General features: G+C 67.6%; 19 protein-coding genes and 7 pseudogenes. 16 read left to right on the plus strand and 10 right to left on the minus strand.

What is annotated here, in order from left to right; genetic code table 11:
- Positions 1-76 precede the first annotated feature (76 nt).
- A complete protein-coding gene (locus ACFUPX_RS31925) occupies positions 77-1,309 on the plus strand; it encodes an FAD-dependent monooxygenase (RefSeq protein ID WP_383330543.1) in 1,233 nt (410 codons plus the stop codon).
- A 233-nt stretch (positions 1,310-1,542) separates the two neighbouring features.
- Positions 1,543-1,797 carry a hypothetical protein gene (locus ACFUPX_RS31930; RefSeq protein ID WP_383330546.1) on the plus strand — a complete coding sequence of 85 codons (255 nt, stop codon included), beginning with the start codon at positions 1,543-1,545 and terminating at the stop codon, positions 1,795-1,797.
- A gap of 214 nt (positions 1,798-2,011) precedes the next feature.
- Here ACFUPX_RS31930 and ACFUPX_RS31935 read toward each other — a convergent pair whose 3' ends face one another.
- On the minus strand, positions 2,012-2,386 hold the full coding sequence (locus ACFUPX_RS31935; protein WP_383330549.1) for a DNA/RNA helicase domain-containing protein: 375 nt from the start codon (positions 2,384-2,386) through the stop codon (positions 2,012-2,014).
- A 140-nt stretch (positions 2,387-2,526) separates the two neighbouring features.
- Between ACFUPX_RS31935 and ACFUPX_RS31940 the strand changes: the two genes are divergently transcribed.
- On the plus strand, positions 2,527-3,051 hold the full coding sequence (locus ACFUPX_RS31940) for a hypothetical protein (RefSeq protein WP_383330552.1): 525 nt from the start codon (positions 2,527-2,529) through the stop codon (positions 3,049-3,051).
- Between the two features lie 361 nt (positions 3,052-3,412).
- Entirely contained in the window at positions 3,413-3,943 is a 531-nt protein-coding gene (locus ACFUPX_RS31945) for a hypothetical protein (RefSeq protein ID WP_383330555.1), read from the plus strand.
- 315 nt (positions 3,944-4,258) lie between these two features.
- Here the strand turns inward: ACFUPX_RS31945 and ACFUPX_RS31950 are convergent, their stop codons facing one another.
- Positions 4,259-4,906 carry a TetR/AcrR family transcriptional regulator gene (locus ACFUPX_RS31950; protein ID WP_383330558.1) on the minus strand — a complete coding sequence of 216 codons (648 nt, stop codon included), beginning with the start codon at positions 4,904-4,906 and terminating at the stop codon, positions 4,259-4,261.
- A 151-nt stretch (positions 4,907-5,057) separates the two neighbouring features.
- Between ACFUPX_RS31950 and ACFUPX_RS31955 the strand changes: the two genes are divergently transcribed.
- Both ACFUPX_RS31955 and ACFUPX_RS31960 read left to right on the plus strand, forming a co-directional pair.
- The gene (locus ACFUPX_RS31955) at positions 5,058-5,816 is read left to right on the plus strand and encodes an SDR family NAD(P)-dependent oxidoreductase (RefSeq protein WP_383330561.1); all 759 of its coding nucleotides are present in this window, start codon (positions 5,058-5,060) and stop codon (positions 5,814-5,816) included.
- 126 nt (positions 5,817-5,942) lie between these two features.
- Positions 5,943-6,129 (plus strand): annotated as a pseudogene (locus ACFUPX_RS31960) (arsenite S-adenosylmethyltransferase); the annotation flags it as partial.
- A 322-nt stretch (positions 6,130-6,451) separates the two neighbouring features.
- On the opposite strand, the gene ACFUPX_RS31965 reads toward ACFUPX_RS31960, so the two are convergent.
- Positions 6,452-7,105, minus strand: coding sequence for a hypothetical protein (locus ACFUPX_RS31965; protein WP_383330564.1), 654 nt, complete (start codon positions 7,103-7,105; stop codon positions 6,452-6,454).
- Positions 7,106-7,632: 527 nt separating this feature from the next.
- Between ACFUPX_RS31965 and ACFUPX_RS31970 the strand changes: the two are divergent.
- The 4 genes and pseudogenes from ACFUPX_RS31970 to ACFUPX_RS31985 all read left to right on the plus strand — a co-directional run.
- Positions 7,633-7,809: pseudogene (locus tag ACFUPX_RS31970) on the plus strand (DUF397 domain-containing protein); the annotation flags it as partial.
- 979 nt (positions 7,810-8,788) lie between these two features.
- The gene (locus ACFUPX_RS31975; protein WP_383330566.1) at positions 8,789-9,115 is read left to right on the plus strand and encodes a hypothetical protein; all 327 of its coding nucleotides are present in this window, start codon (positions 8,789-8,791) and stop codon (positions 9,113-9,115) included.
- A 99-nt stretch (positions 9,116-9,214) separates the two neighbouring features.
- The gene (locus tag ACFUPX_RS31980) at positions 9,215-9,973 is read left to right on the plus strand and encodes a hypothetical protein (RefSeq protein ID WP_383330569.1); all 759 of its coding nucleotides are present in this window, start codon (positions 9,215-9,217) and stop codon (positions 9,971-9,973) included.
- A gap of 834 nt (positions 9,974-10,807) precedes the next feature.
- Positions 10,808-11,737, plus strand: a complete 930-nt coding sequence (locus ACFUPX_RS31985; RefSeq protein WP_383330572.1) for a bacteriocin fulvocin C-related protein — start codon at positions 10,808-10,810, stop codon at positions 11,735-11,737.
- 60 nt (positions 11,738-11,797) lie between these two features.
- Here ACFUPX_RS31985 and ACFUPX_RS31990 read toward each other — a convergent pair.
- Positions 11,798-12,163, minus strand: a pseudogene (locus tag ACFUPX_RS31990) (transposase); the annotation flags it as partial.
- A gap of 258 nt (positions 12,164-12,421) precedes the next feature.
- Between ACFUPX_RS31990 and ACFUPX_RS31995 the strand changes: the two are divergent.
- From ACFUPX_RS31995 to ACFUPX_RS32005, 3 genes and pseudogenes are all read left to right on the plus strand, one after another.
- Positions 12,422-12,613, plus strand: a complete 192-nt coding sequence (locus tag ACFUPX_RS31995) for a DUF4236 domain-containing protein (RefSeq protein WP_383330575.1) — start codon at positions 12,422-12,424, stop codon at positions 12,611-12,613.
- Between the two features lie 202 nt (positions 12,614-12,815).
- Positions 12,816-13,320 (plus strand): annotated as a pseudogene (locus tag ACFUPX_RS32000) (transposase); the annotation flags it as partial.
- 113 nt (positions 13,321-13,433) lie between these two features.
- Complete coding sequence (locus ACFUPX_RS32005) at positions 13,434-13,874, plus strand: OsmC family protein (protein ID WP_383330578.1); 441 nt, start codon at positions 13,434-13,436, stop codon at positions 13,872-13,874.
- A 473-nt stretch (positions 13,875-14,347) separates the two neighbouring features.
- Here ACFUPX_RS32005 and ACFUPX_RS32010 read toward each other — a convergent pair whose 3' ends face one another.
- A complete protein-coding gene (locus ACFUPX_RS32010; RefSeq protein WP_383330581.1) occupies positions 14,348-14,794 on the minus strand; it encodes a GNAT family N-acetyltransferase in 447 nt (148 codons plus the stop codon).
- Positions 14,795-14,812: 18 nt separating this feature from the next.
- On the opposite strand from ACFUPX_RS32010, the pseudogene ACFUPX_RS32015 reads away from it, so the two are divergent.
- Positions 14,813-14,983: pseudogene (locus ACFUPX_RS32015) on the plus strand (helix-turn-helix domain-containing protein); the annotation flags it as partial.
- A gap of 69 nt (positions 14,984-15,052) precedes the next feature.
- Here ACFUPX_RS32015 and ACFUPX_RS32020 read toward each other — a convergent pair.
- A complete protein-coding gene (locus tag ACFUPX_RS32020; RefSeq protein ID WP_383330584.1) occupies positions 15,053-16,483 on the minus strand; it encodes an endo-1,4-beta-xylanase in 1,431 nt (476 codons plus the stop codon).
- A 728-nt stretch (positions 16,484-17,211) separates the two neighbouring features.
- Between ACFUPX_RS32020 and ACFUPX_RS32025 the strand changes: the two are divergent.
- Positions 17,212-17,364: pseudogene (locus ACFUPX_RS32025) on the plus strand (IS5/IS1182 family transposase); the annotation flags it as partial.
- 120 nt (positions 17,365-17,484) lie between these two features.
- Here ACFUPX_RS32025 and ACFUPX_RS32030 read toward each other — a convergent pair.
- Positions 17,485-17,892, minus strand: coding sequence for a hypothetical protein (locus ACFUPX_RS32030; protein ID WP_383330616.1), 408 nt, complete (start codon positions 17,890-17,892; stop codon positions 17,485-17,487).
- A 32-nt stretch (positions 17,893-17,924) separates the two neighbouring features.
- Here ACFUPX_RS32030 and ACFUPX_RS32035 point away from each other — a divergent pair.
- Positions 17,925-18,125, plus strand: a pseudogene (locus ACFUPX_RS32035) (transposase); the annotation flags it as partial.
- Between the two features lie 411 nt (positions 18,126-18,536).
- Here ACFUPX_RS32035 and ACFUPX_RS32040 read toward each other — a convergent pair.
- From ACFUPX_RS32040 to ACFUPX_RS32050, 3 genes are read right to left on the minus strand one after another with little or no spacing between them, the layout of a single operon-like run.
- Complete coding sequence (locus ACFUPX_RS32040; RefSeq protein WP_383330587.1) at positions 18,537-19,346, minus strand: amino acid ABC transporter ATP-binding protein; 810 nt, start codon at positions 19,344-19,346, stop codon at positions 18,537-18,539.
- A 5-nt stretch (positions 19,347-19,351) separates the two neighbouring features.
- Positions 19,352-20,137, minus strand: coding sequence for an amino acid ABC transporter permease (locus ACFUPX_RS32045; protein WP_383330590.1), 786 nt, complete (start codon positions 20,135-20,137; stop codon positions 19,352-19,354).
- 41 nt (positions 20,138-20,178) lie between these two features.
- On the minus strand, positions 20,179-21,009 hold the full coding sequence (locus ACFUPX_RS32050) for an ABC transporter substrate-binding protein (RefSeq protein ID WP_383330593.1): 831 nt from the start codon (positions 21,007-21,009) through the stop codon (positions 20,179-20,181).
- Between the last annotated feature and the right edge of the window lie 53 nt (positions 21,010-21,062).

Raw genomic sequence — 21,062 nt, forward strand, 5'->3', positions numbered from 1 at the left:
TCTAAATGCGAAACATTCGCATGAGGGGTGCTGGGATACCTCTGCGATCGAAGCAGAAGCGGAACCGGAGGATGTCGTGGCTCACGTACTCGTCGTCGGCGCTGGAATCGCGGGGGACACACTCGCGCTGCTCATGGAAAGGGACGGCTGGAGGGTCACCGTCGCGGAGATCGCGCCGGCCCTGCGCACCGGCGGCCAGACCGTCGACCTGCGCGGCGACAGCAGGGAGGTCCTTGAGCGCGCCGGACTGCTCCGGCAGGCACTGGACTGTCTGGTGGAACAGCGCGGCGCAGCCTGGATCGACGCGCGGGAGCGGCGTCTGGCCGAGATGCCGGTGGAGGCGTTCGACGGGCGCGGTTATGTGTCCCGCGAGGAATTGCTGCGCACGGACCTCGCCCGGATCATTCACGAGGCGACCGGGCCGGGCGTCACGCACCGGTTCGGCGAAACCGTGCAGGCGCTCAAGGACACAGAGGCAGGAGTGCGCGCCCGCTTCAGCAACGGCGCGCAGGAGACGTTCGACCTGGTGGTGGGCGCCGATGGCGCGCACTCAAAGGTTCGTGCGCTGCGGTTTGGGCCGGAGGAGAACTATCGCAAGCCGCTGGGCCTGGCCCACGCCTGGTTTACCCTCACCGAGCGGCCCGGGACGCCGTCTCTCGACGGCTGGTTCCTGACCCACAACGCACCGGGCCGCCGCGGCGTCGAGGCTCGCCCCGGCCACCCCGGGCAGCAGGAGGTGGGCCTGACCTTCGCTGCCGACACGCTGCCCTCGCGGCACGAGCGCGAGGCCCAGTTCGCCCTGCTGGAGCGGACGTTCGCGGGTGTCGGCTGGCGCACCACCGAGTTCCTGGCCGCGGCTCGCCAAGCCGACGACTTCGCTCTGGACACCTTCGACCAAGTGCACGTGCCGTGCTGGAACACCGGCCGGATCGTGCTGCTCGGCGACAGCGCCTGGTGTGCGAGCCCGCTCAGCGGCCTCGGCACCGCCCTCGCCCTGCGCGGTGCCGCCGAGTTGGCGGCCGCGCTGCGCGCCGCGGGCGCGCCGGGCGACACCTCGCAAACGCCCGCCGCGCTGGCCTCCTTCGAGCAGGCCATGCGGCCCAGGACCGCATCTGCGCAGCAACTCCCGCCCGGCCGTATCGCGTCCATGGCGCCCAAGTCCGCGCTGGGAATCCGGGTGAACGCGCTGGCGATGCGGGCCCTGCAGTCGAAGGCCGCGCGGCCGCTGGTCCGCAGGGCCTTCGCCGACTCCGAGCACGGCCGCACCAGCGACCCCAAGGCAGAGCCCCGCACGAGCCCGGCCCTCTGACCGGTGCTCAACGAAGTACAGACAGACGTGCTCAGTTGGAGCTCGCACACGACAGCATCACGTACACATGCGGCGACTGCCGGCTGCTGACCATCCTGGAGATTGACTGGCCTCGTCTCCGGCATCCCGGAGAAAGCGGCCGCCTGAACTACCTGCAGGCGAGCAGGCCCGGCCGAAACTCCCGGCAAGGGCCTTCGCCGTGCCCGTAGAGTCCTGCCTCGATGAAAAGACGTGTGCAGTTCACCGAGCAGGTTGTGCGGTTTCGTGACTACATGCCGGCCGACGATCGGGAAACGTTCCTGCGTCTGGTCGCCAGGATCGCCGCTGAGCCAGAGGGCCCCGGCAGTCACCTCACCTACACGACCGACACCGTGACCCGCTCGGTCTGGGAGGACCACGTAATGGTCCAGTACGTCGTCACGAGCTTCTACGTGGTCTTCATCGAACTCGACATCTACGACGCATCACGTGGCTTCAACGAGGTGTAGTCGAGTCTGCTATCGACGGTAAGAGAAGTGGCTGGCCGGCAGGACGTAGTGGGAGCTGTACAGGGCGACGGTGAGATGTGCTTGACGCCGCGGCCCGGGACCGGGTCGCGGCGCTGTGTCGAGCCGCAGAGGGCTTGCGCCGTGCGCTGCCGGCCTGGACGCGGGGGGCGAGCCGCAATCTGCAGCCGTACGTGGTGAGTTCGGTGGTGCTGTTTCAGGTGGGCTGATGGACCGGCGCAGGCGGGTCAGGCTCTGCCGCAGTCGGTACGGGGACCAGTTGGCGCAGTCGTGCCTGGGTTTCGGAGTCCGTGGAGCACAGGAGGGTTCCGGACATGCCACGGGTGAGGAGGACTTTGTAGGTGTTGCGGACCAGGCGGAGAAAGGTGGCGGTGTCGGTGCTGCTCAGCGCGGGGTCTCTGCTGGCCTGAGGGTTGGGGATCCACCGGTCCTGACGCCAGACGAGGTCGTCTCCCAGGATGACGCCGTTCCAGTCGTACTCGAAGCCCTGGGCGGCGGTGGAGGTGAGTACATGGCCGACTGTGTCGCCCAGGGACCCGATCTCGCTCGCATGGTCCCGGCACGGCGCCAATCAGCTACGCGACGTCCCGGTAGACCTGGCCGGAGTGCGTCCGCCCCTTCGGCGTCACCGACACACCGAGGAGCGGCAAACTGGACGGCCTGGGCCATGCGCAGCGGGCACGAGGCCGAAGAATTTCACGAGGTGCGTCGGTGGATCTCAGCTCAGTGATCATCGCTGTCGCAGGCGTCGCCGGAACGCTGGGAGGTGCGTTGCTCACCCAGCGCGGCTCCGAACGAGCTAAGCGCCTGGAGATAGAACTCGTTCGAGACCATGAGGAGGCTCGCGAGGCCCGTTCGCTGCGACGTACCTGCTATGTGGAACTCAACCGGGATGCCCGGCAGTTCACCACCGCGCTCAACCGCCACCTGCACATCATGAGGGATCACGGCGTGGAAGAGGCCGACAGCGACGCACTCGATGAGACGAAGAACGCGCACCGCGATCGATACTCCGAGGCACAGATGATCGCCCCCGAAGAAGTACTCAGGCGAGCGAGTGTCGTCAACCAAGCCCTGACCAAGGTCTACGGCCAGGTCAAACGCCTCGAACGCGGCGCCCCCGAACCAGGCGAAACGATGGAGACCGCGGCCCAGGCTCAGTACGAGGTCTGGGAGATGCTCCGAACTATGAGAGCCGCTATGCGCCACGACCTCGGCGTGTCGCATGAAGATTGAACGTTGGCGCGCAACTGCCCGCTACCTGTGCCGCTGTCGCCCGAGGCCGCGCCGTGGGCTGCGACGTCAAAGACGAGGACGTGCCCCGCCCCTACCCATTCAGGGAGCAGCACATCAACATCCCGGGCCGCTCCCTATTCAACATCAGCGCCAGCGCCAGCGCCAGCGGCCCGAGCCTGTCCTGTGCCCCTTCCTCAACTCCTGCGCCGCCGAAGATGGAGAGGACGAGGACAGCTGCGGGCCCAGAGCACGCCGAGGCCGACGGGCACGATGACCGTAGATGTTCTTGGACCGCGGGACTGAACCGCCTGCTCTGCGCCTCCGTCTCTCTCATGGGGCGACATACGATCGCCTGGTCGGCGTGGAAGCGAGCGGCCTCATCCGGGCCTGGATTGGTATGCAGAAAAAGACTCTGATCATCAGCGCAGCCTGCGTAGTAGGCCTCTGGGCCGTCGGCTCGGCCGTGACGCCCGTGCTGAAAGAACACAACGCCGATTTCCCGGACGTGTTCAACGACCACGTGCTCCACGAACGCGTCAAGACGTTCCCCACCGAGCACGAGGCCCGAAAGTCCGCCGACGGTGAACTCATCTTCCGGCTCCCCAAGTGGGTACCCAGGGACGCGACGGACATCACAATCAAGGCGCAGACCACCGGCAATGCCAAACTCATGCACTTCACGCTCGGCGACACCCCGCTGAAACTGACCGGTGAGGAAGGCTGCTCGGAAGGCGCCTTCTCCGACGGGCCCACGCTAGTGGCGAGCTGGTGGCCACAAGACGTGGGGGCCGATGACGGACGGCCCGACTGTTCCGGGCAGTACCAGCTACGGGTCGCGGTCAAGGGAGACAAGGTCTACGCCTGGAGCAACGGCGACATGGTCGAGAGCTAAGAGCCTGTGTCACCCCTTCTTTCTGCAGGCCACAGCACTGCGAGATTGATGCTGCCGCCAGCGGCTCATCCCTACCCTTCAAGGCCTCGACAGGTCAGCAGAAGTCACTCACGAACGGGCAATAGCTGACGTGGAGTCAGGCTCCAACACCGGTCGGGGACACCGTCTACGTTCCCGGCGGCGGCACAGCCGCCGGCTCCCCGACGCTGCGAATGACGCCTACAGGCCGCCCCGGTACTGACCGGCAGCCTCCCGCAGTGTTCCGGGGTCCGGGGGCGGGCGCCGCCGTCCGCACCCGCAGCGGCGCCGGGGCCCTCAGGAGTGCTGCGGGTCGTTGGCGCTGCGGCCGTAGCGGGCGAGCATCGTCGTGACCGCCTCGTCGACCGCGTGGCCGATGTCGGCAGATGCGGGGCTCCAGTCGGCGAGCAGCATCCGCGGCCACAGGACGTAGTTGGCGATCATGCCGAGGAACTGGTTGGTGGCGCTCTCCGCGTCAGGTACCACCGCAGTGCCCGCGGCGTGCTGGGCCTCCAGGTAGTGCTGGACGGAGATGAAGTAGGGCAGCTTGCCCAGCTCGAACTGGGCCCGTCCCAGTTCCGGGAAGCGCGGCAGTTCTGCGATGACAATGCGGAAGAGGGCCGCCATCGCGGGCCGGCCGACCAGGTCGGCGTACTGGCGGCCGATCGCGCTCAGGCCGGCGCCCAGGTCCTCGGGCTGCGTCGCGGACGCCGCCGGGTCCGGCCCACCCTCCCAGTACTCGGTGACGATGGCCTCGAACAGCGCCGCCTTGGTCGGGAACTGCTTGAACAGCGTGGACTTCGAAACGACCGCTTCCTGCGCGATCCTCGCCAGCGAGGTCCCGTCATAGCCCCGTTCCAGGAACAGCTTCGTGGCCGCAGCGGTGATCGCCTCACGCTTGCGCTGAGCGAGTCGTTGGTGGTGCGCGGAGAGTCCTGCGGTCATGGGACCAGTATGCCCCATCACGAGGCGAGTCACTTGACTCGCCACTGTGCGGATGCTTACGTAGGCAGGGATGCGAGTCGAGTGACTCGCATCTGGTCGGCGGAAGCACTCCCCCGCCAGCGTCGGTCTGTTCCCGCAAGGAGAAGCACTCATGGAGTCAGGCAAGATCGCATTGGTGACCGGCGGCAATCGCGGGCTGGGCCGGGCCACGGCCCAGGCGTTGGCCCGGCACGGGCTGCGCGTCATCGTCACCCACCGCGGCGACGCGCAGGAGGCCGAGGAGACGGTCAAGAGCATTCAGGAAACCGGCGCCACGGCTGCCGCGCTGCGGCTGGACATCAGCGACGTGGCCTCCTTTCCCACCTTCGTCGCCCACCTGGCTGCGCAGCTGGAGCGCTGGGACGCGACCCGGCTGGACGTCCTGGTCAACAATGCCGGGGTCGGGCTGTTCGGACCGCTGGAAGCGGTCACGGTCGACGACTTCGACGCGATGATGGACACCAACGTACGCGGCACGTTCTTCCTCATCCAGGCACTTGCGCCCGTGCTGGCCGACGGAGGGCAGATCATCAACGTCTCCTCCTCCCTCAGCCGCCACACCAGTGCCGGCACCTCGGTCTACTCGGCCTCCAAAGCGGCGGTCGAGGTCCTCAGCCGGGCCTTGGCCCTTGAGCTGGGGGCGCGCAAGATCCGCGTCAACGCCATCGCACCGGGGCCGACCGCCACCGACTTCAACGGCGGCGCCATGCGGGACGACGCGCAGATGCGCGAGGGCTTGGGCGCGCAGACCGCGCTCGGCCGCGTCGGCGAACCGCACGAGATCGGCGACGCGATTGCCGCGCTCGCCTCCGAGGACCTGCGATGGGTCACCGCCCAGCGCCTCGAAGTGTCCGGCGGCGCCCTGTTGTAGGGGCCCCCGCCCACACCGTGTGCCCCCCGCCCCTTACCTGGCAGAACCGGGAGGTGTATCGGTGGACCGTGCAGAACTGGGCGGGACCGTCGTGTTCCCGGGCTCGCAGGACATGAAGGATGAGGCGAGACCGATGACCTTCCGGCTGGCGCTGTCGCGGCGTCGCTCGGCTGCGGTAATCCGACCGCGGTCGCCGACCCCAGCGAGGGCGAGCGCGTCCTGGACCTGGGCTCCGGCGGCGGCATCGACGTCGAGGTCCTGCTGTCCGCCCCGCCGCGTCGGTGCGACCGATAAGGCATACGGCCTGGACCTTCACCGGGTTCTCCAACACCCCCACCAGGTCGCCGACGGCGTGCACTCAACGATCGTGAAGGCCACCAAGCCTCGCTGAACCATCTGTCTTGCTGCTGGGACCAATTGGTCCCGGCGGCACGACGCGGCCCTCGCCTCCCGGACCTCACTCCGGGCGGCGGGGGCCGCATGTGCGTTCCTGGAGGCGGTCAAGTACCTCGACAGCACACAGAACCGCAAGGCTGGTTCTCAGCTGGGTGTGGTCCACCAAGGACCGCATGCTCCACCAGGGCGGCTTCTTCATGAAGATCGCCTGACGTGCTGAACCCAGGTGCAGTGCCCCGCTACACCGGCGGGGCGCCGTCGCCTTCCTTGGCTTTCACGGCGCGGCGGATCGCCTCTTCCTCGGCTCGCTGGCGTGCAAAGCGTGCCCGAAGTCCCCTCTCATGCGCGGGCTCTGGGGCCTCCTGCTCTGATGCAGGGAAGAACACCACGGCGTAGGCCTCGAAGCCCTCACTGGCACCCCACTCCTCGCGCGCCATCGCAGCTTCATGACGCTCGCGTGAGGTGTCACGGCCCTGCGCCCACACCTGTACGCGGTACGTCCACCCCGGGTCCAACTCGACCACCGGTTCCCCCGGTTCGGCAGACTGCCCGAAGAGCACCAACGGGGCATCGGACGGAGACGAGATCCCATTCATCGTGTCGTATACCGCCATCAGCCCCGCGTACACCGGCGTATAGGACACGGTGTCCACCAACTGCCACCCCTCCCCCGGTACCGCATCCTGGCCATGAGAGAGAGCCAGAACCACCGGTGCATAGTGAGCCTGCACTCGTGAGATCACCACAACAAGGCCGGGCACGACGATGACGGGGCGGTCGGTCTGAAAGTCCACCTCGGCATCAACCAGATCGAACCCGTCGCCAGGTATCTCGCCCACAGAGAAGTGGGAGTACTCGATATCAACGATCCCGGCCCGGCTCATCCTCTGCATGCGCGTCAGTCTCGGCTGCGAAGTCCCCTGGGACAACACGACCACTCGCTCCGCCCGACAGGCGCCGGGGACGGCGGATGGTCCGCACGCCAGCGGCCTCCGGCCACGACTCGCAGTCCGCGCCTGGCGGACTCCCCCACCACCGGCTTGTTGACCGCGGTCAACGTCGAGATACCGGTCCGCCATCCACAGGACTTGCCGCTTCTTAGATACACCACATGGAGTAATCGTTTAGGACTTCGACGAGTTCTTGAAGCGCAACCAGGGTTCGCGGCGAACGTCGACCTCGCCCGGTTGGCGATGCCGGAATCGATGCCGGAGCGGCTGCCGCTTGTGCTGGTCGGTGCCGATCCGCCAGTCGTGCCAGCGGACTTCTTTGGATCGGAGCCGGGGACGCGGGAGTGCTGCGGAACGCGGGTGGACGGGTGGACGGGTGGACGGGTGGACGGGTGGACGGGTGGACGGGTGGACGGGTGGACGGGTGGACGGGTGGATGATCGAGGACATCGCGTGTCTGGCGGTGCGGCTCGGGGTCAGGATGGACGTCGCGATCGTGCATCACACGCAGTGCGGCACCGGTCTGCTCGCCGCCCGGCGTTCCGCCGCTCTTTCGCAGATCCCGGGACAGCAAAACACCCCACCGGCCCGCCCTGGTCGTACCCGACCACGGCTGGAACACCTTCATCGACTGGATCAAGCACTGAGACCACTTACAAAAGCCCCCGCCCCGGCGGGGGCTTCCCCCTGCCTGAACGCCTGTCTTTGAACCCTCGCCTGCGCCCCGAGACGCAGGATGCGGCATCGTGAACCCACTGGATGCGGCCGCTCCGCATCGCGCTCAGCGCTCCGCGGCCCCTCACGGACGAGCCGTGCTGCGCCACGAGTTCGCTGAGCTCGGTGCTGCCCGGCAGCCGGCTGAGCCCGGCACGCAGCGCAGGCAGGGACAGCCCGCCGGCGGACCCGACACAGGCGTTGCCCCGCCACTACGTACGCGCTGCGACCACCACACATATTCCCGCGCCCAGCGGCGCCCTGTGCACGGACGCCCCGCCGACCCCCTTTACCGCCAGGTGATACCCGTCATCGCCGTCATCACAGGTGATCTCGACGCCCGGGACCGCAACGTGAACAGGTTCGCCCTGCACGTCAGCGACCGGCCGATGCCGGGCCACCCTTCCCGTGGGCTTTTGGCGTACACGGCCTGCGAGGCGAGGTCAGCGATGCATCCGGTGCGCCCGGATCTGCGGCGCAAGGGGCGGACCGGTGGGCGCTTGGTCCGCGTCGTCGGGGCACTGCGCCACCCGGCCCCCCGGTTCGAGCGGCATCATGCGTGACCGCCTCGACTCATGATCGTTGATCGGGATGCCGGCGCCTGAGGGCGGCGGTGTCCCGGCTTGCTCGAAGAGCGGGGCAGATCAGGTCAGGGCGTGGCGGGGAGGATGGCGGATGGGCGGCTGGATCGGTATCGGTCTGGGAGCTTGCGCGGCGCTGTGCCCGCTGCCGCACCACGGGGGCGTGGCCGTTGCCATGGACCACACCGCGGCCGGGGAGCGCCTGGTGGTGTGTGCCCCAGACGCATGGGTCGACCTCAGTCACCACCATCCCCAGCCCCCTCCACCTCCACCGCCACAGTCCACACCCCCACCACCGCCGCGGCCGCCGGCGCCACCCCAGCCCGCTCCGGTGCCACACCTCGCGCCCACGCCCCGGCCGCCGGTGCCCCCGCTCGTGCAGCGGACGGACATCGCAGCCACCGCGCCCCAACCCCCGGCACAGTCCACGCCGCCGACCGGCCCGCCGCCTGCCACTGCCCCCGCCCCGGCCCCCGTCGCAGAGCGGCCCAAGACAGCGGTGGCCCAGGCCTTTGGGTGGGTGCCCCGCCCGCACTACACCGGCGGTCCCTCGCGCCCGCTACCGGCCGGCATGCCGACCACCATGACCACTCTCGTCATCACCCTGCCGGGCATCCTGGCCGCCGCCGCCCTGCGACCCCGCTCCCGCCGCGGCTGACCGCCACGAGGCGACCCGCGTCCGGGCAAGCCGCACACCCCCACGCCGCTCTTCCCCCCGCCCGCTCCCCCGCCCGCTCATCCGTCCTGGAGTTGTGCTGTGCCGGAATGGCTCGTCTACACCCTGGCCTCGATCCTGGTCTGCGTCCTTGTCATCACCGCCACCGTCATGCGCCACCGCCGCGTGGACGCCGACGAGGACACCTCCCAGACCCCGGACGTGCTCGAATACATGGTCATGATGGTCGGCGTCGTCTACGCCATCGTGCTCGGCCTGGCCATCGCCGGCGTCTGGGAGGCCCGCGGCGCCGCCGAGGACACCGTCCAGCGCGAAGCCCAGGCCCTCTACGAAGTCGACCAGCGTCTGGACGTCTACCCGGCCGCCTTCCGCAGCCAGGTCAAAGACCACATCGACGCCTACGCCCGGCACGCCGTCACCACCGAATGGCCCGCCCTCAAAGACGACACCCCCCTGGACACCACCGGCGCCGACCTGCTGGCCCGCATCCGCGGCGACATCGCCCACCACACCCCGGCCAACGAGCTCCAGGCCCAGGCCTACCAGCCCCTGCTGGACCAGGTAGCAGCCGCCGACGACGCCCGCCACCAACGCCTTGACAGCGCCGGCACCACCCTGCCCGGCGCCCTCTGGTTCGGCCTCATCGCCGGCGCCGTCGTCACCCTCGGACTCCTCTACACCCTGCAGATCCGCCGCTCCGCCCGCGAACTCATCCTGGCCACCACCTTCAGCGCCCTCATCGTCTTCCTGCTCTTCCTCGTCTGGAGCTTCGACGCACCCCTGGGCCACTCCGGCACCGACACCGCCCAACCCCTCACCGACCTGATCACCACCACCTGACCCGCCACACCACCCACTGGCGACAACCAGGCGCAACAGGGCGGCCCGCACACAGGCCTCCCCGTCGCGCCCGGCCCAACTACGGCTGCCGGCACAGCCCTCACAGCCGTCCTCGCCGTTCAGATGGCGTGCACACCGCTCGAGCACACCGACAGCCCCGCCTGCAGACACAGCAACGGCGCAGAGGTGACGGCTGCTGGTCAGAGCTCCGACCGCTGCCCCCGGCCGGCGGCCTCACGGCAACCGGCGTGTCGATCCTCCTGGAGCTGTTTGAGCGCAGCCAGCAGCGACCTGCGTGAGGCAGCCACGTCGGGCGCCGTAGATCATCAGGGCGTGGAGCGGCGCCGCTACGGTGACTGCGCACGTCATTGGGCAACCGTCAGCAAGTGTGGCTCTCCTGGAGGGCCGCGACGAGCGGGACCCACCGGTGCCTGTCGGTGCCTGTGTCTCCGGGTGAACGTCGTCCTGCGCGGCACCGGTCTGTGAAGGCGGGGCCTCGGACCCCGTCCCCGAGCGCCACGCGGTGTACAAAACCGCCATGTCTTCGCGCTCGCCGTTTGCACGACCCGGACGTCTGGTCGACGGATTGTCCGCGTGCTCAACCTGACGGCCACGCCCCCGCTGCTGTTCGGCCGTGCGTGCTCGCGAGGGTGTGCGACGCGCGATCTCATCGAAATGATTGACACTCACCGACGCCCCGGAGAAGGCTTTCTCCTCGAGTGTCTCCGGAGCGCGCTCGAGTGACCAATAGCCACGCAAGCCGCGAAAGGCGTGCGAACGCTCACCGGACAGGCGCCATGGAACGGTTCGTCACACACACGTGGGGAGAAGTTCATGACCGAGTGGATTCTGGCATTCGACGCCGACTGCGGATTCTGTGAAGAAGTCGTCGATCGGGTGGGGAACTCCGTCGATGGAACGTTAACCACCGCGGGCCTCACGGAGCCCAGGGTCCGTGCGCTGCGCGTGCGTGCTCTGGGAGAAGGGGCCAAGTGGGCCCCGACCCTGCTGGCGGTCGACGGCGACCAGGTGCGGGCGTGGACCGGAACCGCACTGTCCCTCCGGCTGGTGCGGCTGCTGGGACCGGCGGACTCGCTGCGGGTGGTGCGCGCGCTCCATGGCCTCGACGCGCTGCGGTCACCGGGCCGTCGGGGAATCCTCAAGGCCGTGCCGGGGCTGGCCCTGGGCACGTTCCTGGTCACAGGCGGTCTGGCGGCCTCACCCGCGCAGGCGGTGTCCCGCGTCAAGGGGAGCAAGGCCTCGCGCTGGGTGCAGGCCAACCTCGAACGACTGCCCACCGGCTACGCCGAGTTCGTCTCCTATCCCCCGCACTACCGGCGCGCCGTCTACGGAGCGCTGTCCGCCTCGGCCCGGAGCGATCTGTGGGTGGCGCACTTCGCGCACTACCGGAAGACGCACACGGGTCTGTCGGCCGGGCAGTCCGCCGTCCTGGACGACGCGACGCGGCTGGCACCGCAGATCATCGCAGGACGCGGGAAGGGAGCGGCCGCCGACGATCTGGAGTCGGCGGTCGTGTCGGCGTTCGGCGAGAGCAGCGCCCACGCGGTACTCAAGACGCTCGGCCCCGCCGGCACGCACAGCGCGGCACCTCGGCGCGACCAAGGTATCCAGGCCCAAGACTGCAATTCCCGGTGCGGGGTGGGGACCGGAAGCTGCTCCTCGGTGTGCTATGGCGGGTGCACCTGGACGGACTACGGCTGCGGCCCACTGTGGCTGGCTCCATGCAGCGGGCTCTGCAACTGAGCTTGCCACACGCGGGTCGCGCCTTCCGCTAGGCGGCTACGGGCCTGTGTGACGTTGTGATCAATCAGTTGCCTTCAGCAGGTCGTTGATCCAGATCACGGAGGCGCGGAGGTGGAGGCCGGCGAGGTAGCTCTGGGGCGTTTTGTCGTATCGAGTCGCGATGCCCCGCCAGGCCTTCAGCTTGTTGATCAGACGCTCGAAGGTGTTCCGCTCCTTGTAGAGACCGGCGTCGTGACCTGTGGGCCGACCGCCCCGGCTTCCTTTCCTCTTCCGGTTAGCTGCCTGGTCCTTCTTCTCCGGGATGACAGCCTTGATGTTGCGTTTACGCAGGTAAGAACGGTTGGCGCGGGATGAGTAGGCCTTGTCGGCGGCGACAGCCCCGGACCGGGTCCGGGGACGGCCGACAGGCAGACGGACCCGCACCTTCGTTCCTGGCTGGCGGCGTTCCGCTGGCTTCGACCGGCCGCAGAGGACGGCGGCGGCCGCAAGCAGGAAGCAGTGTACTTGGGTGTCGTCTTGCGGGTGAGCTTCGCCTCTCTCCCCCAGCAGCCACATCGTCCCAACTGGTTCCTGTGAGTGGGGGTTAACCGTGAGAGATCACCTGGGGGCATGAACACGGGGGCCGCCGCGCATGTGAGGGACGGCCCCCTCCGGGTACCCGGAGAGGGACATAAGGAGGACTTCATGCCGCTCACGTTCCGCAAGAGCTTCCGGATACTTCCCGGCGTGCAGCTGAACATCAACAAGCGCTCGTGGTCCCTCACCACAGGCGGCCACCACGGCCCCCGCCGTACCCACAGCAGCACCGGTCGGCGCACCACGTCGATGGACCTGCCGGGCCCGTTCGGCTGGCGCCGCACAACGAAACGACGGTAGGAGGACAGCAGGAGAGCAGCCCTGAGACGGCGCCGGGCCCGCCCGGGGAAACGTGATCCCGCGACGCTCTGCGCCCTGTTACGGTCGCCCACGCCAAACGCTCGGCGGGGAAACTGAGCCGCCCGGAGTTTCGTACAACTCGGCCCGGCTCTTCGGCATTTACCCCCAGGCGGGGCCGCTCGCGGCGCGGAACATCGGAAACATAAGCCTGCGCGACGGGTATCCCAACGATCTGTCCGATGAACGCTGGGAGCTAATCGAACCCATGCTCACTGCCTGGCGCTCCCGGCGCCGCCGAGACGCCCTGGATATCGGCCGCCCGCCCGAGCACGACCTGCGGCAGATCCTCAACGCGATTCTGTACGTGGACCGCACCGGGATTCCCTGGCGTTACCTGCCGCACGACTTCGCCCCGTGAGCCACGCGCCAAGTGGCAGCAGGACGGTGTCTTCGCCCAGCTCACCGGGCTACTGCGGCGCCTGGTCCGCGAGGCCGCAGGCGTGACGGCGAGCCGTCACGCCTGCGTGCTGGACTCCCAGAGCGTCAAGACTTCCGCCAACGTGCACCTGGCCGACCAGGGAACCGACGCGGGCAAGCGGGTCATCGGCCGCAAGCGCCACCTGGGCTGCGACACCCTCGGCCTGCTGCTGACCGTCCGGGTCACCGCCGCGAGCGTGTCCGACACCGCAGCCGGTGACACCCTGCTTGGCTGCGATGATCAACCGGGGTCGGGGTCCCCGCTGGTCAGCGTCGTCCGTGAGCGCCCGGGCGAGGCGTGGCCTGCGGAGGGTTCCAGCAGCGCGACGCTAATGTCGGCGCCATGACTGATGATGCGCTGCGTTCCCTCACCATCGAACGTGCTGGCCCGGGCCGGTTCACCGCCACCAACGCCCGCGGGGACGTGCTGAGTTTCGGCACCGGCGAGGGTGGCGGATTCACGCCCGTCGAGCTCTTCCTCACCGCGATCGGCGGATGTAGCGCAGCCGACGTGGAGGCCGCCACGACGCGTCACAGCGAGCCGACCACGTTCACCGTCACGGTCAACGGCAACAAGGTGCAGGACGAGCACGGAAACCGGATGTCGGATCTCACGGTCATTTTCTCCGCCGCCTTCCCCGACGCGCCGTCAGGTGACCGGTCCCGGGCGATCCTCCCCCGGGCCGTGAAGGCCTCGCACGACCGGCTGTGCACGGTCAGCCGTACCGTGGAGGCGGGCACGCCGGTCAGCACCGCCGTGGTTGGCACACCGGACGACATCTGACGCAGCCGCGCCCCCGGGCAGCTACCACCAGAACGCCAACAAACGCAGCAAGAAGCCACGACGCCTCATTCACGTCTTGTACTGGATTGGCGCCGCCTTCACCGCCACGTGGGCCCTGATGTTCCTCCTGCCCGCCGCACAAGCAATCAGGCCGACTGAACCACGGCCCGCTGTGACAACACGCTGGAGAACGCGCCACCGCCGCAGCGGGCAAATCAGAGCACTTTCGACACACGGCCTAGCACATCGGTGTCGATCCGCAGCGGTGCGTGACTGGGGCGGACGTGGCGGTGGATCTGGTGGTAGTGGTCCGGGTCGGCTTCGGCCGGGGCGTACGGCTCACTCAGGCGCAGACGCCGGTCTCGTTCTCGGGGGCTTCGGTACCGAACACGACCTCGAAGCACGGGGCGCGGTCGTCCGCACACCATTCAGCGTCGGCATCCTGGCCGCCGTGAAAGTCTTCGAACTGGTGGTCAGCGTCCGCCGCCCAATGCGGCCCGAACGGTGGACGGGCCGGTGAAGTCCTTGTCGAGGGCATCCATGACGACCTCGTCGCAGACGTTGCCAAGCCAGTACCCGGCCTCGCGCAACGCACCGACCATGTGGAAGCCGGCCTTCTCGTAGGCGCGGATGCCTGCAGCGTTGAGGGCGAGAGCCTTGAGCCAGACCATCCGCAGGTTGGTGATGTGGAACGCGTCGTCAAGGGTGAGCCGAGTGGCTGCGGTGCCGAGGCCGCGACCACGGGCTTTAGACGCGAGCATGATCACGTACTCGGCGGTTCGTATGGAGCAGAAGGCGTTGATGCCCGTGTCGAACGGGCTGCCATCGAGTACGTGCTGACCAACCGAGCCGTCGCCAACGACAGCCTGGGACTGATGCCTTCTGCCCCCCAGCTTTCGTTCTAGTGGTCGCCGCAACACCCCAGCTCAGGGGATGCGATGAACTTCAAGGTCAGGAAGAACCGGGGCAGTCAGGGGCCCAGGCCTCTGGTCCGTGAGCGGGAGGAATACTTTCGGCTCATGGACCAGGGGCTGAGCAGTCGAGAAGCGTGTCGCGTGGTCGGAATCAACCGGCGAACCGGGAAGCGGTGGCGGACGCGGTCGTCTCGACGCGGGCCCGCGGCTGACCCGGCGAGTGGCGCTCCCCCGTCGGAGCGGGCGCCGGTCTGCCCCCGGCGATCAGGTGCGGGTCCAGCGCTGGTTGCTGCCGTTCGAGCAGGAGTAGAGCTGGATCAGGGTGCCGTTGGCCGTGCCGCCCCCGGCGGCGTCGAGGCAGAGGCCGGACTGGACGCCGGCGATGGATCCGTCGGAGTTGAGGCGCCACTTCTGGTTGTCGGCGCCCCAGCAGCTGTAGATCTGGACCTTGGTGCCGTTGCCTGTCCCACTCGCGTCCAGGCACTTGTTGCCGTAGACCCTGAGTTCACCGGCAGCGGTGTACGTCCACTGCTGATTGGTGCTGCCTGAGCAGTCCCGCAGCTGGAGCTGGGTGCCGTCGGTGGTACGGGAGTTGGGGACGTCCAGGCAGCGGCCCGAGCCGACGCCCTTGATCCCTCCGGCGTCCGAAGGAGGTGTGGTGGAGCCGCTGTTGAGTGCGTTGATTACGGCGGTGTAGGCGGGCTTCTTGCTGCCGTCGCCGTTGAACAGCAGCGGCGTGTCCTGCGATCGCCAGGAGTCGGTGTCGCGCACGCCCCAGACGGTGATGCCGAGGCAGCGCGAAACGGCCAGGCAGTCGTTGGTCACATTGGCGTAGGTCGTGGCCGAGGCGCCCTGAATGTCGAGTTCAGTGACGGCCACGCCGACGCCGAGGGCGGCAAAATTCTGCAGGGTTGTGCGGAAGTTGCTGTGGTAGGGGCTGCCGCTGTTGAAATGGGACTGGAAGCCGACGCAGTCGATCGGCACGCCGCGCTGCTTGAAGTCCTTGACCATGGCGTACATGGCCTGGGTCTTGGCCCAGGTCCAGTTCTCGACGTTGTAGTCGTTGTAGCAGAGCTTGGCGGCCGGGTCGGCGGCGCGCGCGGCACGGAAGGCGACCTCGATCCAGTCGTTGCCGGTGCGCTGCAGATTGGAGTCGCGCCGGGCTCCCGAACTGCCGTCGGCAAAGGCCTCGTTCGCGACGTCCCACTGGGCGATCTTGCCCTTGTAGTGGCCCATCACACCGTTGATGTGGCCGATCATCGCCTGGCGCAGAGTGCTGCCGCTGAGGCTCTGCATCCAGCCGGGTTGCTGCGAGTGCCAGGCCAGGGTGTGACCGCGTACCTGCTTGCCGTTCTGCACCGCCCAGTTGTAGACGCGGTCGGCGGCGGTGAAGTTGAAATGGCCGCGCTGCGGTTCGGTGGCGTCGATCTTCATCTCGTTCTCGGCCGTCACCGAGTTGAACTCACGGCCCGCGATCGTCGTGTACGCGGATTCGCCCAGCTTGCCCGAGGCGATGGCGGTGCCGAAGTAGCGGCCGCTCTGCGCGGCCGCGGCGCCGAGCGTGCTCTCGGCCGCGTGTGCGGTCGGCGGCGCCACCAGTGCGGCGGCCAGCGTGAGGACGGTGACGGCCAGCGATAACAGCAGACCGCGGAGCTTTCGGCGGACAATGGGTCCGGGAAGGGCGGACAAGCCCATGAGGGTGTCTCCAGAGTCGAAAGGGCGAATGCGCTGAGGCGCGGGGTGGGTGTCTCCCGCTCCCACTCGGCGGGCGGATGGGGCGTGCGGCGGTGCGTGGATCTGCCGTGCGGCACAGAGTGTTCAGAGCCTGCATGGTCGATATCTCGAACCGTGATCGGCTTCTCAGACAGGAATGGTCGAGCTATTGATGGTGGATCGTCAATACTCCCAACAGAAGAAGTTTCCGTTGGTTTCCCGAAACTTCCGGAACCTCATCGATCGACGTGGCAAATCGCCAACCTCCGCCAAGAGGCGCAGTTGCGGCCAGATCGGCGACAGGCCTTGACCGGACGACCCCTCGTTCCTAGCTTGTGGCGTCAATGAATCCGGGAATCTTCCGGAACTTTTCGAAACCGTTTCGGCCCCTGCCTGCCGCGTCCCTGCCCCTCCATGGAGGCCATCCGATGTGGGGACCATCCCCGCGGACGCGGGGAGCACACTGCTTGACCTGCTGTTTTGTCCCCGCACCTGGGGGATGCCTTGCAGGCGATGATCTGGAGGGATTTTTCGGGTGTGCCGGACTCGGTGAAAGTACTGAGATCCGCAGGTTGGTGACGGCAGAATGCCTGGTGAAAGAGCCTGTTTTCCGCGCCCGCGGGGATGGTCCCGGGCGCAGGATCGGCAAGCACCGGGTTCAGTACTACTCCTCGCATGCGTGGGGACGGTCCCCGATACTCGACCCGCACCGACCCGCCGGCTTCGAATGGCGCAACGAGGTCGAGCGGACCATCTACCGGCTCCAGATCTCCCGGGCCGTCAACACTCGCTACGACAAGAGGGCCTACGTCTTCCACGGCGCTGTCACCACAGCCGCGATAGAACTCTGGCTCCGCCCCTGAGATGTGCCCTGCACTTGTCAGCACCCAGAGAACTCCTTAGCCAACAGCAGCCTCGCCCCATACAGTGCCGAAGGCACAACGACGGCTACATGAACCAGCCCACAGGCAAGTTGATTCAGATCAACACCTTGTGCCGCCTGTCCACACCGAGATATCTGCGGCACCCCGACGGACAGCTTCTTCCGGGTCCAGGGCGAGCTCTCCGCAGGCCGCTGCGACGTCCGGCACACCGTCCGGTCCCGCAAGCGCGTCATATATACCGGTCTGCAGCCAGTCGGCCTGGTTGTCGTCAGCCTCTGCAACCGCGAAAGCGATGAGCCTTATGGCGCCCACCGTCCCCAGCTGGGCCAGAGCCTCTGCCGTCTGTCGAGTCACCGCCGTGTCATCGACGTCGAGAAGCAGCCCCACCAGCGCTTCGGCAGCTTCAGGGACATCAGTGAAGGAAGCAAGGTCACGCCCGGCACGAACACGTTGCGTCCACGAAGGAGACGACGCCTCGGCCAATGCCGCCTCCAACCCACCCATCATCACCGGCACGACAGACAGTCTCATGCCCCGACATGGGGATAGTTGAACGGCTGGCGCCGGATGGGCTGTGGCAAGTGTTCCAAGATGTGATGCCGGAGCCACCAGTGCGCGCGCAAGGCGGTGGTCGGCGGGGATGTGATGACCGTGCGGTGCTCGCTGTGATCAACTTCGTTGCCACGTCGGGCTGCACGTGGCGGCAACTGCCGCCCGTTTTCGGCGCCTCCTGGCAGACGGTGCGCCTGACGATCGTCGACCGTTCCGTTTTGCGCACGGTCTGACACACGGGGCGGCTCCTCGACCGCGTCGGGCGCAGTGTCGGGGTCGTGCCGCTGCATCATCCGGAGGGGTAACAAAGGCACTGGCCGAAAGGCGTCGCGACGGCCATTTCGACGTCGAGCCCACTGGCCGGCCCGGGGCGACGTCACAGAATGTCGACCACCTTGTTTCGGGCGCACCGGGCTCGCACGACGCACACGCACGGCTGGGAGTGCCCACCCGAGACCGGCTGAAGCCGCATCACCGATGACACAACTCAAGCCACCGCCCGCCCGGCGTGACAACCCCCCGATCCACTGATCCGCGCAGGACAGCATCCCTGCTGGGTACTCCTCCCGCACACCGGGATACTCAATCCCGAGGCGCACTCAGCGGTCCTCCGGGACCTCGCCCATTTCCGCCGCCGCTGGATCGAGTACGCGCGCCAGGAAGAGTCGAGTCCGCTCGTGTTGCGGGTCGCCCACCACGCGTTCGGGCGTGCCCTCCTCGACGATCACTCCGTCGTCCATGAAGACCACCCGGTCGGCGACCTCGCGCGCGAAGCTCATCTCGTGGGTGACGACCAGCATCGTCATCCCCTCTTGGGCGAGCGAGCGCATCACCGCGAGTACGTCCCCGACCAGTTCGGGGTCGAGCGCGGAGGTCGGCTCGTCGAAGAGCATCAGCTCGGGGTCCATGGACAGCGCCCGAGCGATCGCGATCCGCTGCTGCTGGCCGCCGGAGAGCTGCGCCGGATAGGACTGCTCCTTGCCGACGAGGCCCACCCGCGCGAGGTTGGCCCGCGCGATGCGCTCCGCCTCCTCCGTGCTGCGCCGCAGCACGCGGCGCTGCGCGATGGTCAGGTTCTCCAGTGCCGTGAGGTGCGGGAAGAGGTTGAAGGACTGGAAGACCATGCCGATCCGACGGCGTACGCGATCGATGTCCACATCGGGGTCGGTGACCTCCGTGCCGGCTACCGTCACCGTGCCCGACGTGGGCTCTTCCAGGAGATTGACGCAGCGCAGCAGGGTCGACTTGCCAGAGCCCGAAGGGCCGATGACACAGACCACGTCGCCGCGCCCGACCGTCAAGTCGATGCCCTTGAGCACCTTCAGATCGCCGAATGACTTGCGCAGCTCGCGCACCTCGATCGCCTGGCCCGAAGGTGCGGGCGCATCGGGTGCCTTGTCCAACTTCATGGTGCTCACCTGGCTTTCGCCGTACGGGCCTCGAGCCGGCGCACCAGATGGCCAAGCGGGAGGGTGATGACGAGATACAGCAGTCCGGCGATCAGGATCGGGGTCAGGCTCTTGTGCTCGTTCAGCGCGTCCCGGCCGAAGTTGGCCAGCTCGAACTGGCCGAGCGATAGGCCGAGCAAATACACCAGTGAGGAGTCCTTGGTGAGCAGGATCAGCTCGTTGGTCAGCGGCGGCAGCACGATTCGGAACGCCTGCGGCATCACGATCGACACCATTGCACGCCCCGCTGACATGCCCAGCGAACGGGCCGCCTCGGTCTGGCCCTTGGGCACCGCCAAAATGCCCGCGCGGATCGTCTCGGCCATATAGGCGGCACCCACCAGGCCCAGAGACAGCATAACCGTGATGTCCATGTCGAGCGCGACCTCGAAGGCCAGCGGCACCCCGAAGCCGAGCGAGATGAAAACCAGCAGGGAGGGGATGCCGCGGAAGAACTCGATATAGGCGATCGCGATCCAGCGGTAGGGAGGCACCGTGGACAGCCGCATCAGCGCCAGCACGATGCCGAGCCCCAAGCCGAAGCTAAAGCCGAGGAGCGTGTAGTAGGCGGTGTTGACCAGCGCGGTGGTGATCACCTCGGGGAACAGCGCCTTGGCGATCTCCACATCGAAGAAGGCCTGGCGCAGTGTCCCCCAGTCGGCCACCAGCGCGATCACGGCTATGGCGATGAACAGCACGGCGTACTGGATGCCGCGGAACAGCCGTGCCCGCCGCCGTCGGGACATGGACATACGTGCAGAACTCCTCTGGTCGGCCGTTTGGATCCTGGAGGTCAGCTCTGCGGAGTGGTGCCGAACCACTTCTTGTAGATCTTGTCGTAACTTCCGTCGGTCCGGGCGTCCTTGAGGATTTTGTTGACCTTCGTGCGCAGTGAGTCGTTGCCCGTGCGGAAGCCGATTCCGTACTTCTCACCGGTGTCGAACTCCGCGGTCACCTCGGTGTCCGGGTTGTCCTTGATGTATTCGAAGAGCACGCCGTTGTCGTTGATGCCCGCGTCGACTTTGCCGGCCTTGACCGCCGTGAGCAGCAAGCCGACGTCCTCGTACTCCACGAGTTCGACGTCGAGGCCCTTGCTCTCCTTCTTGGCGTAGATGCCGCCGGTGGTGGCCTTCTGGTAGCCGAGCTTCTTGCCCTTGAGATCCTCGAAGGTCTTGTAGGGCTGCCCCTTCTTGGTGATCAGCGCCTGGGTGGCGTTGAAGTAGGGGGCCGAGAAGTCCATGACCTTGTCGCGCTCGTCGGTGATCGTCATGCCTGCGGCGGCCAGGTCGCACTTGCGGATGTTGAAGTCCTGGCCGGTTTCGATGCCCTCGAAAGGTGTGTTGACGATCTCCTGCTCTACCCCAAGTTCCTTGGCGACCAGGTCGACCAGATCCACGTCGAAGCCGACGATCTTGCCGTCCTTCTTCGACTGGAACGGCGGATAGGGCAGATGTGTGCAGGTCTTGATCTTGCCAGACGAGACAAGCTTGATCCCCGAGGCGCCCTTGTCGCCGTCGCTGTCGGACTTGGTGCTGGTGCAGCTCGTCATCAGCAGGACGGCGACTGTGGTCAGGGCTATGGCAGCCACCGGGAAACGAACGGGCTTGGGGGGACGAGCGGACACAGGACCTCCAGGGCAGGCTCGAACGAGGCGCGAGCGAGATCAACAGCGCTGTG

This window comes from Streptomyces sp. NPDC057302 (genome assembly GCF_042667685.1).
GTDB lineage: Bacteria > Actinomycetota > Actinomycetes > Streptomycetales > Streptomycetaceae > Streptomyces.